Origin of the sequence: Herpetosiphon geysericola (assembly GCF_001306135.1) — a bacterium.
Lineage (GTDB): Bacteria > Chloroflexota > Chloroflexia > Chloroflexales > Herpetosiphonaceae > Herpetosiphon > Herpetosiphon geysericola.
This window is the reverse complement of record NZ_LGKP01000025.1, coordinates 49,221-60,592: the sequence shown is the minus strand read 5'-3', so window position 1 is coordinate 60,592 and position 11,372 is coordinate 49,221. Positions and strand designations below refer to the sequence as shown.

Below are 11,372 nucleotides of genomic sequence, written 5' to 3'. Positions count from 1 at the left end.
CACGAAGATCGATTAATTGGATTATTGTGCTTTTACAAAACCCAAAGTATTCAACGAACCCAACATTCGTGCTCTTCGTGCTCTTCGCGGTTAAATTTCTCCCTTCGTTATGCAACCGCTAATTCTGGCTCCAAGGCGGCGATCAAGCGGCGAACTTGCTGCATCAATTGGGCAAAGTTGAGGTGGTTGAGTGATTGAGGGCCGTCAGATGAGGCGCGGTCGGGGTCGTGGTGCACTTCGATCATCAAGCCATCTGCACCAGCGGCCAAGCCAGCCAAGGCCATGGGCGCAACCAAGTACCATTTGCCAGTGCCATGGCTGGGGTCGGCAATTACTGGCAGGTGGGTGCGGCGCTTGGCAACCGCCACAGCATTCAAATCGAGGGTGTTGCGGGTGGCGGTTTCATAGGTGCGAATGCCACGTTCGCAGAGAATTACGTTGCGATTGCCAGTTGCGAGGATGTATTCAGCAGCCAACAACCATTCTTCGACCGTAGCTGAAGGTCCGCGCTTGACCATGATGGGCTTGCCAGTTTGGCCTGCTTCTTCCAAGAGGGCGAAATTTTGCATATTGCGAGCGCCAAGCTGAATGATATCGGTGTAGCGAGCAACCAATTCAACATCACGAGTATTCAGGGCTTCGGTGATAATTGGCAGGCCTGTTTCTTCGCGGGCTTGAGCCAAAATCTTCAAGCCTTCTTCGCCCAAACCACGGAAGGCGTACGGCGAGGTGCGTGGTTTGAATGCGCCACCGCGTAGGATGTTGGCTCCTGCTGCTTTGACCGCGTGGGCCGTGCTCAACAATTGCTCGGCGCTTTCAACTGAACAAGGGCCAGCCATCACGACTGGCGTACCGCCGCCAATTTCCAAATCGCCAACCCGAATCACCGTGTTGTGTTGTTGGAACTCGCGGCCAGCCAGTTTGTAGGGGCGGGTGATGCGCAACGTGGTTTGCACGCCGCTCATTGATTGCAATTGTTCTTCCAAGCCAGCTGGGATTTTTGCGCCAACCACCCCAATTACAATCCGCTCTTCGCCTTCAGATAAATGGCCTTTAAGATTATTTTCAGCTAAGCGGGTCAAAACAGCGTCACGGTCGGTCAGATCAGCGTGCGATTTCATTACAACGATCATGGTCAAATGCCTCCAAATTGACAAACCCAAATACCAATACCAAGTACCAAGGTGGACGGCTGGCAGCCAAATTTAGGCTGGTTGCCAGGTGGGCATGTTCAACAACGCTGTTGATTGCGCGCGCTCAGGGCGCAATTTGGCGGCATCGCCAAGATAACAATGAATAATTTCGCTGGGTTTGCGGCTGGTATTCCACAACATCAGCACCCGAATACACATCGATAAACTGCCAGGCACATCCATTTCGTGGGCGCAGAGCATCGCCAAATCGGTCCAACCAAGTTGGCGAGCGGCCAAGGCAGGGAATTGCGCGTTAAGATTGGAGGATGTGGTAAAAAAGACACATGCAACATCGTCAAGATCGATCTCGTTGGCTTGAACCATGGCCAACAACAACTCACTGGTTGCGGCGAGCACAGCCTCTGACGTATTTTCCACTGCCACCGTCGCACCGCGAACTCCACGACAAACGAGCATAGCATCCTCCAATTGAAGCACAACAAAAAGCGCGGAGCTTGTCGCTCCGCGCCGAAGGGTTCTTCCAAAAATCAGTAAAGGTGTGTCTAATCCTTCGTAGGCAGCGACAACTCAATATGGCAGCTAAAGTAATAAAAATAGCTGCTAAAGAATGCATATGAGTTATAGCTGTTGAAAGATTGCATGGCTGACAAACCTTGTGTCAATTACGATTGGCGCGAGCATACCACATGGCTTGCCATTTCGTCAAGTATCAATTTTGAGCAACAAACTTAACAATCTTGTGAAGGATGAAGGATGAGGGATGAAGGATGAAATTTAACCACGAAAGGCACGAAAATTATTCTTCGTGCCTTTCGTATTGTTCGAGATTTCAGGCCAACCTACCGATCCCCAGTCCCCAATCCCCAGCCCCCAACAATTAGGCACTTGCAGCAAAACGGCTGGTGCGCAAGGTTGAGGGCGCTTGACGCCGACGGGCAGCGCGTAATGGCCGCACTGGCAATTGCTCGCTCACCACAGCAGTGCGCACTGGCAGAGGCTTGCGGGCTGGTTGCTCGATCGTGGCAATGCTATAGCCCAAAGCACTCATTTGAGCCATCAAGTTTTGTGGGGCAATCTCGCGCATCACCAATTGATCGCCATCTTGCTCGATGATAATGCGGCGCATTTCTGGGTTCAAACAGTGATGTGCGCCACCTTTGCCGCCAATCATGGCTTGGTATGCGCCAACGCCACAGACTGCCAACACCATGCCAGTTTGGAATTCAGGCAACATCAAGGCTGGGCGATGCGAACGTGGATACAGATCGTCGGAATCGCAGGTGCGGCGGCCACCCAAGCGCACTGCTTGCACTGCGGTATCCCAGCCATCCAAGGGCACAACCACAAATTCTTGATCAACAATCAAGGTATCTGGGGCCGAAACCATCAACGAGCCATTCAACAAATACCAAGGCTCAATTGCGCCAGCTTCCTTCACGCGGCCAACTTCAATCAAATACACATTATGGTTAGCAACGGTGTAGCGGCCACATTCGGCGATGATCATGGGCGCTGCCACGCCATGCTCAGCACAAATTGCCTGGGTATTAGCCATCAAGTTGGTCAAAAAGCCAACATAATCGAATTGGAAATTCAAATCGTAGCCCGAGGTTGGCATGCCGCCGCCAAAATTGAACATCGTCAAGCTTGGGCTGGTGCTAGCCAAAGCAGCATAGGCGTTGGCTGAACGTGCCAAACGGGCTTCCCATGCAGCAGCATCCTCAATTTGCGAGCCAACCATAGCGTGATAGACCACCAATTCATGGGCAGTCCCAGCCAAACGTTGAGCAACAAGCTGCATTTCTGCGGGCGTTAAGCCGAAGCGTTCTGCTCCAGCATGATTGCGATCCACGACTTCAGGGGCGTGGCGCTCACGAACACCAAACAACATTGGTTCACGGCTGTGCGTCAAAATATAATCAAGCTCATCGAGATCGTCGAGCACTGCCACGACGCGTTCGTAGCCAGCGTGGCGCAACGCCAAGATCCCATCGAGATACATCGGCTCTTTCGAGCCATTACAGAAGATATAGCGATCTTCGGAAAGCACGCCTTGGCGCCAGAGATGGTGCGCAATCACCACATCGGCAGCAGCCGAGGTTTCGTAGTGAGCACCAGCATTCAAGGCTGTACGCACCACTTCTTCCGAAAAGTTGGCCTTGGTAGCATAGGCATACAAGAACGAGCCTGTATAGCCTGCTGATACCTGTGCAGCCATCGCATAATCAAGCATATTCTGCACCTGCGTGGTAATTTGCGGGCAGAACGAAACCTCAAGGGGCGCACCAAATTGCTCAACTAGTGCACCCAGATCGACCGTATCGCCTAAGAGCAAGCGCTCGTTGCGGCGCGTTAGAAAATCGGTCAAAGCCCCAGCCCCCGAAAAGCCAAATGAATCATTCAGGTAGCCAGCATAGGTTTGCTCGATCAACTGGACGTGTCCCTCCAAGCCGTGATAGCCACGACGATAGTGCTCAGCCACAACATGGTGCTGAGAGAACAAAGTACAATCAAAATTAGCGCTGTTCGTTTGTGTGTTTATTGACGGAGACTCCCAAGTGCGTTGCCCTTTTTTGGGCATAAAAAAACCACGTGTCAGGGCGACATTTGGCTTAAGCACTGGGCATAAAAAACCTGCCCAATTTGTGGCAGGTGAGGAGATAGACAGAGAACCATTGCTAGTCTGCTAGCATGATTTCAACACTCACCAACCTAAATTGAGGGAGGTTCAGCACAGCGCCGCGCAATCTGTCGCAGCGTGCAAAAATTCTGTCTACCGTTCATATAGCCTCGTTGAAAGCCCGCTCGGAAGTCAAAAACCAGCGCTCAAAACAATGTGATGCGCCCCAGAAAACAACCATCACTCATCGTTCCAATTGATGCAGCGACCTGCTGCCGATGAGCGCCGAGAAGGCACGGAAACCGTTTGGTGAATTTTGATCACCGTTGCATATTTTAGCGTACTTTTGGTGCTTGTCAAATAAGCAATGTGTATGAATGCGTTGCGCCAAATGTGGGATAGAACCATGACCCAACATTGCCTACATTGCCGTAACCGGAGCCAACTGAAAGGCTGGCACAATTAATTGGAAAGACGACCCCTGACCTTGAATACTTTCAACCATAACATCGCCACCTAAAAGTTTAGCTAACGAACGACTAATTGCCAACCCCAAACCAGTGCCGCCAAAGCGTGCCGCCGTCGATTGCTCGGCCTGCACAAACGGCTGGAATAGGTTAGCAAGTTGTTCGCTGCTCATGCCGATGCCGCTATCAGCAACCTCAAAATGCAACCAATCGCCATCGCGCTTCGCCCGCAAGGTAATTGTGCCTTGTTGGGTAAATTTGGCTGCATTGCTCAGTAAGTTAAGCAAGATTTGGCGCAGCTTTTGCACATCGCTATGCATCAAACCCACGTTCTCAGCAATATCCAACACCAAACGATTGCTATTTTTGGCAATTTGCGGCTGGCAATATAACACCAAATCATCAATTAACTCGTGTACCTGGAAATCTTGGCCAAATAATTCCATGCGTCCGGCCTCAATCTTCGCCAAATCAAGCACGCTATTGATCAAGCCCAACAAATGCACGCCAGCATTGTGAATGATCTTCAGGTCTTGCTCAAAAGTCGTTAATTGCTCAGCGGCTGCATCTTCTTGCAGCAACTCGCTATAGCCAATAATCGCGTTCAGCGGCGTGCGCAACTCATGGCTCATCATGGCCAAAAATTGGCTTTTCGAGTGGTTTGCCAACTCTGCATCTTCTTTGGCAGCCAGCAACGATTGCTCGATTTGCTTGCGTTGGCTAATTTCGTTGGCCAATAATTCGCGCTCGCGCTCCAGCTGGCTCGTTTGAGCCTGAATTTTATCGAGCAACGAACGCAACCAGCCAATGGCGCCGCCGACCACAAATGCCATCATCAAGCCAGGCCCAAGCGCTAGAATCTCAACAAAGGATGCCCTATTCAACAAAAATAAGCCGATGTTAAGGCAAATCCCAATCAAAGCCGCGATCAAACCACCACGCCAACCCAAAAACCAGGCAGCTAAACCAACGGGGAGCAGTAATAACGAGCCAATCACGGCCCCCATCTGATCGTAGAACAACATAAACCCTAGGCTGTAGCCAACGAAGGCGAGGGCGATCAGCATAATCTGGCGTAACTGCTGGATTGATTGTTCAAGCGCTTGTTTGGGCATAACAAATCCAATTACTCATCAAGATCGGCAATTTCAAGGCTTAGCGCATCGATCGAAACCTGAATTTCGCGTAACGACAAGCCTAGCGAGGTCAAGAGCAGCAATAAACTGCCGCCAAAAGTTAATTTGCCCAAAAAGGCTTGGCCTGCAAACAACACAAACATACACAGCACACAGAAGAAAAATGCTGCCACCCCACAAATTTGCATGCTACGAATAATCCCAATTCGATAGCGCAAATTTTCCAGTTGGCCACGAATCCGTGGGTCGCGATCGATTTTATAGCGGCCTTTGAGTTCGCGCATTAACGATGCAATTGAAAGAAAGCGATTGGTATAGGCCAAAAACAGCAACGAGATTGCTGGAAACAACAGCGCCGGAGTGGTGAAGGTTAATTCCATAATGAGCCTGCTTTGATGCTAAATCGAACCTCATAACCAGTCAGTTTAGCACTTTTAGCGTAAGCAATTGGAAAAAGCAGTACACCTTAGGGCGCGCGCTTAATTACAATTAACGCCAAAACCGCCCATTCGGGCGAATGAGCGGCTTGGTACAGGCGAGCGAGCTTATGAAAGTGACTCATATAAGAGGCCGCCAAGCCCCATATAATCGATACCTTTAAGTTGATAGCGTTCAACCTCAAGGTCGGTTTGGGTCATTAAGAACGAGCCAAGTTCATTTTTGAACAAGGTATATTCACGAGCCATAGCATGGCTGCCACTATACTGAATTGTCACAAAAACCGTGGTTGTCGAGGGCAAGCTAAACATGCGCACCAACAACTCGGCTTCGGTTGGGGTTACACCGCTGCGCACCAAGGTATCTGCTGATTGGGCAGTTTGGCCTTGTTCGGCCAATTGGCGAGCCAGCACCAGTTTTTCGCGGCTAATATCAACGTGTAAATTAACTGCTGCAGTATTGGCTGCATAATCGCTCAATTGAAACACCGTTTCGATCAAGCGGTCAAGATTGGGCATCTGCGCGAGATTGTGAACTTCGGGGTTAATCACCGTATGCACGACCAAAAATTCATCGCGTACATGGCCAAAACCTTGAAGCACCACCCCATCTGCACGAGTATGATAAACCACCAGTGAGCGTTGTGGATACGCGCAACTTGCCACAACTCCAAGTAAATCTCGGACAATTAATAGTTGACCATTTTCATCGACCGCCGCAGCGTTGCGAGCACGGAGCGAATGTTCAGCCTGCAACAACTCCAAAGCGCGTTGATTCTCATCGGCGGTGGTCGCTTCGACACCCATCAAAGCTGGAGCTTTTAGGAGTGCACTAATTAACAGCAGTTCACTCCGTGAAAGTGTCACTGCGACCAAGGGTTGGGGGGTTGTCATGCCCTAATCTCCTACGGTACAACCGCAAAGGTACTGTCAATTGCAATAGGATTGGAATATTGCTGTTCCCATTCGTGACCTGAAGCATTGCGATCATCGACTATCCGTTGACGTGATTGGCTCGTGTTCACCGCAATCCGTTGGATCGTTGACCATTGCGCTTGTTCATTCGGGGCGATGGGAATCACAAAGGTTCGTTTTTTTAAGTTGCTTACTTTTAATGCATCTAACCAACGGGCGCGATTTGGTTCTTCCCGTTCAAATTCGATTGTGGTAAGTTCGCCTTGAACATCGGCATCGACTAAACCTACAATCAGCCGATAGCCATCAATGTCGAATAAAGCCGTTTGCAACGGTGCTTCGGGAAACTGCTGGCTCAACGCAAGCGAAAAAACCGCCGCGCCTTCGTTTGGCTCAAGATACGCCAATATTGTAGGTTGACCAGCCAAGGTTTGCGCTTGAATCAAGCTTAAACGCCGATACCGTGGGTTGTCACCCAACCACGGGCTGATATCCAATGTGCCAATTGTTTGAATCGACTGTTCGTCGAGGCCGCTACGCACGGCCTCGGGAACAGCACTTGATCCACATCCAAAGAGCGATGCCAACAAACCCATTGCAAGCACCCTCCACCATACTCTACACACAACATTCATGGATTATTTTAAGTATGGTGCAACTTGGGGATAGCTATTTTTAAGGATGCTAACCACCTCATTGCTTGACCAATAGGAGTTATGATTGCTAATTGGATTACCTGCATTCGCATTGGTCGTAAAGTAGTTAATCCCAGCATCACGTGATGCTTGATCAGCACCAAGCACGCCAGGCACAACGAATGGCAATGACTTGGGCGCAAGAATCCCAGTCATCAACCCAGGCGTGATAAAATTGCGACCTTCGTCGGAGCGAATCCATGGCTGGCCAATGTAATCGCCCTTATCGCTAATGCTGAGGAACTTGGCATATTGCATTGCCCTATCAGCGTTCGCGACTGGCGACCCCATTGTGACCACCCCAGAGACATCAACACCTAAGTTGTTCTCAAGCATTGGCGCAAGATTGCTAACAACCGCACCGCCGCCACTATGGCCAATCATCATAACTGTTTGGCCAGGTAAAAGTGGGTTTTGCTTAAGGTCATTGACAATATTGGCATAGGTTTCGCGCGTATACTTGCCTTGATCTTGCATTGTATACTCTTGCACAACTTCGCTAACCCCCACAACCGTATTGAACAGTTGCGAACCACCATTGACAATTCCAGCACCAGCACCAGTAACCTTGTTGACAATCCCAGCACCAGCACCAGTCAGCCAATCGACTGGCGATAACCAGCCACCGTGATTGGTTCCTTTGAGGTCGGTTCCTTTCAGATCGGTCACATAGTTGGTATTGTAAATTGCTGGCATCGCGACAATTTGATTTGGGTCATAGCCACGGTCAGCCAAAAATTGCCGAAATGCTGCACTATCGGTGTGGGGTACGCCATCTCCATCTTTAGCATTAATCCCATTGACAATGTACATCCGTGGTGGTGGCAATTGGTTGCCAGCCGCCGCCCCTGCTGCAAAGCCTTGCGCCGCAGCACTAAACGACGTTGACCCATTGCCTGCACTCGCGCCACCATCGCCAAACGTCATGACCTTCGAAGCTTCTTGTTCAGCTTGCTGAAACACGCTGCTAATTTGTTGGGTCACCGTTTGAGCTTCCCGCAATACACTGGTTAGACGTTGCATAACGGGAAAAATTTCCGACTGCATTTCGTTAAAAAATGCCTTGGCCGCATCACCCATCCATCCGCCATTTGCTAAGCTATCATAGCTCTGGCGAATCTGGCTGTTGATCTGATCAACTACCTCCGATTGCTTGCCAAACCGACTTGCAACTTGAGTGAGTTGGTCATACTGAGCTTGAACGATTTCAGCTCCCATGCCAATACTCCTTAAAAGTGCGCTTCAACCCCTGGAATATTCTTACTCTCGTTGACCGAATGTGGGGTAAAAAACCGAAATGTAGCAGTATCATCGTATAAAAACAGACTTACGTCAAGATCTTTCTTAATAAAAAGTCTGAATCTAGCACCTAGCTAGTTAGTTATTGTTAATTTTTATTGGTAGCTTCGTACAATTTGCCTAAATTAGGCTGCCAAAAGCGTTGCAAGAACAAGACCATGCAACAACCAAAAGCCCCGTGATCACATGATCATGGGGCTTGGTATTTGTGCTAGCTGGCGGATGCGCTGCTAGGCTTTTTTACGGGCAAACCATTGATTAACGTTCAAATCAAGCCATTCGATTGCTGGCGCAACCGCAGGCAACTCGGCTTCAGGCCACAAGGATTGGTAAATATAGTGCATAATCGCTTGCACTTCCTCAGGCTCAAATGGATAGGCACCACCGCTATAGCGCTCATAATCAAGCTCAGCACTCGTCAAAGCTGATTCTAAGGCAGCCTTAAAGATCTGCTCATCGTGATGTTTGGCTAGGTGCAGTTTAAGTTCTTCGACATAGGCTTTATAGCCGCTTAAGTCTTCTGGTGGTAGATCGTTGCGACCAAACCATGCAGCGGTTACATATTGCAGATAGTAATCAAAAACCTGTTGACTGAATTGCATAATACTTCCTTGAAAAGTGATAGGCCTCAATAGTTTAATTATTTTGTGGGAAAGTGTTGAACCACATCCCAATTGTTGGTTGCTGGGTTCCACTCAACCGTGGTTTTGGTTTGACTAATATCGCCAAGTGGTCGGGTATTATCGTAGACTCGAATAGTCCCAGAATCTGCATTGGGACGAGGGATGCGCTTAGCATCAACGCCTTCAAAGCCATTGCCAATCGGCGGATGCCCATGATCGACGGTAGTCATATAGCGGGTTGGTTCGCCAGCTGCTGGCGGCTTACTAAAATCAACGCCATCACGTTGGGCAATATCATCAAGCGCCGATTGGCGCGTGCGCTCCCAATCTTGATAGCTATTAAACTTGGTTGAGGCCGAAGTTGGGCTAAGTTTGCCATCAGGCGCATAGCCGGTCGTCAAACGATCCTTTAATTGTTGATCACTGACCTCTGGACCATGACGGGCAATACTATGGCCACCATCGGCTGATTCCAAGGCCAATGCACGGGCTTTCGCGGCATCCTCTGCCGCTTTGGCCGCAGCAGCAGCTTCATCGGCAGCTTTGGTTGCATCGGTAGCCTTATCAATGCCTTTGGCTGCATCAGCAGCATCGTCGGCTTTATCAATAGCTCGGCTAGCATCACTGACTTTATCGACAACTTTGGCAATATCAGCCGCCTTATCAACCCCTTTGGCAATATCCCCAACAATTGGAATCGCCGCAGCACCCGATAACGCTGCATTGCCCCAATCGCCTTCGATCGCATACAGGCCTGCATTGATTGCGTCGGGCACAGCCCCCAAACCTGGAATAAAGCCAGCCCAATCAAGTACCTCGTGAACCACACCCATAACCGTTGGCCCATCGGCGTTGGTTGCAGGTTTGGCAGCATTGGGATTGTTATCGAATTTGATCAAGCCAGCAGCCTCTTGTTCTGCTTGGGCAAAAATCTTGCTCACATTGAGCGTAACTTGTTGGGCGGTTTCAAAGGCCACTGATAACCGTTTCAGGGTTGGTACAATGCTTGCTTGCATCTCTTGGGCAAAGGCCGTTGCAGCGTCGCCCTGCCAATTGGTTGCCAACAGAGCAGCAGTTTTTTGCAATTGTTGTTGCAACTGTTGCACGTTCGCTACCAGCTTGCCAAAACGTTGCGCTACATTGGCAATCGTCTCGTACTCAATCTGGATAAATTCTGAAGCCATCAGTTATTCCCTCAAGATTGCTATACCTATAAGGCATAAAAAAAGATCTTGCGGATTATACCATTGAGAGGATGATTTTTTATGAAAAATAGGTCACAAATAAGCTTCAACCAATTGTGCACGCATCCAATCTGCATCGTGGCGTTGGCTGCCATCGGCTTCGGGGCTAGCATCAAACCAGCCATTAAACCGCCCAGCTTCAAGCACCACAGCGTTGGCCTGTAAACCAGCTACCGCTAAATTTTCAAAGTTTTTGAGCTTGCGCAAACTTGCTGCGTTCAAGTTTGCGCCCCGCAAGTCGCTGTTATAAAGCGTCGCGAAATCAAGGATGGCATGATCAAGCTGCACTCGCCGCAGTGAACTGCGGCTAATATTCAGTCGAATCGCAGTGGTATAGCTAAGAGTTGCTTGATCTAAAATACTGGTTTCAAAATCTGTTTTGTTGAGGTCGGCATAAGCAAGGTTGGCTTGGCTAAAATCGCTCATTTTAATAATCGCACTGCTCAAATCAGCCTGCTGCCAATTACTGTGGCGCGCATCAACCTGCTTGCAAAAGCTCGATGCAAAGCAGGCTTTGCGTAAGTCAGCAGCGTACAAATCAACCTGTTGCAGCGTTGCCCCAAAAAAATTACAACCGCGCAAATCGCAGCCTGCCAAAACCACATTTTCCAACTGCATGCGCATCAACGAACGGCCATGCAAATCCATGCTGCGCAAATCACAATTGCGTAAAGTTATGGCTTCGCCAAGCTGCTCATGTAACCATTCGGTATGGGCTGCGAGCAGTTGATCAAGTTTTTGTTGCGAAAAATAGCGCATCACCAATCCCTCACTGCCTATCT

The 11,372-nt window shown here is 49.5% G+C and carries 11 protein-coding genes; all 11 read right to left on the bottom strand.

The genetic code is table 11. The features are described from left to right. Positions 1-107 precede the first annotated feature (107 nt). The gene (aroF, locus tag SE18_RS15865; RefSeq protein WP_054535451.1) at positions 108-1,133 is read right to left on the bottom strand and encodes a 3-deoxy-7-phosphoheptulonate synthase; all 1,026 of its coding nucleotides are present in this window, start codon (positions 1,131-1,133) and stop codon (positions 108-110) included. A gap of 72 nt (positions 1,134-1,205) precedes the next feature. Then, entirely contained in the window at positions 1,206-1,610 is a 405-nt protein-coding gene (gene aroH, locus SE18_RS15860; protein ID WP_054535450.1) for a chorismate mutase, read from the bottom strand. A gap of 421 nt (positions 1,611-2,031) precedes the next feature. Further along, positions 2,032-3,636 carry a type III PLP-dependent enzyme domain-containing protein gene (locus SE18_RS15855; RefSeq protein ID WP_201783505.1) on the bottom strand — a complete coding sequence of 535 codons (1,605 nt, stop codon included), beginning with the start codon at positions 3,634-3,636 and terminating at the stop codon, positions 2,032-2,034. Between the two features lie 559 nt (positions 3,637-4,195). Then, on the bottom strand, positions 4,196-5,356 hold the full coding sequence (locus SE18_RS15850; RefSeq protein WP_054535448.1) for a sensor histidine kinase: 1,161 nt from the start codon (positions 5,354-5,356) through the stop codon (positions 4,196-4,198). A gap of 11 nt (positions 5,357-5,367) precedes the next feature. Then, positions 5,368-5,757: a DUF2721 domain-containing protein gene (locus tag SE18_RS15845; protein WP_054535447.1), complete on the bottom strand. Its 390-nt coding sequence runs from the start codon at positions 5,755-5,757 to the stop codon at positions 5,368-5,370. Between the two features lie 165 nt (positions 5,758-5,922). Next, positions 5,923-6,708, bottom strand: coding sequence for a hypothetical protein (locus SE18_RS15840; RefSeq protein ID WP_054535446.1), 786 nt, complete (start codon positions 6,706-6,708; stop codon positions 5,923-5,925). 11 nt (positions 6,709-6,719) lie between these two features. Next, positions 6,720-7,325, bottom strand: coding sequence for a hypothetical protein (locus tag SE18_RS15835; protein WP_054535445.1), 606 nt, complete (start codon positions 7,323-7,325; stop codon positions 6,720-6,722). Between the two features lie 42 nt (positions 7,326-7,367). Beyond that, the gene (locus tag SE18_RS15830; RefSeq protein WP_054535444.1) at positions 7,368-8,642 is read right to left on the bottom strand and encodes a WXG100 family type VII secretion target; all 1,275 of its coding nucleotides are present in this window, start codon (positions 8,640-8,642) and stop codon (positions 7,368-7,370) included. Between the two features lie 311 nt (positions 8,643-8,953). After that, positions 8,954-9,325 (bottom strand): hypothetical protein, encoded by a 372-nt coding sequence (locus tag SE18_RS15825; RefSeq protein ID WP_054535443.1) that lies wholly within the window; start codon positions 9,323-9,325, stop codon positions 8,954-8,956. A gap of 38 nt (positions 9,326-9,363) precedes the next feature. Then, complete coding sequence (locus SE18_RS15820; RefSeq protein ID WP_054535442.1) at positions 9,364-10,530, bottom strand: WXG100 family type VII secretion target; 1,167 nt, start codon at positions 10,528-10,530, stop codon at positions 9,364-9,366. A gap of 93 nt (positions 10,531-10,623) precedes the next feature. After that, complete coding sequence (locus SE18_RS15815) at positions 10,624-11,349, bottom strand: pentapeptide repeat-containing protein (protein ID WP_054535441.1); 726 nt, start codon at positions 11,347-11,349, stop codon at positions 10,624-10,626. Positions 11,350-11,372 lie beyond the last annotated feature (23 nt).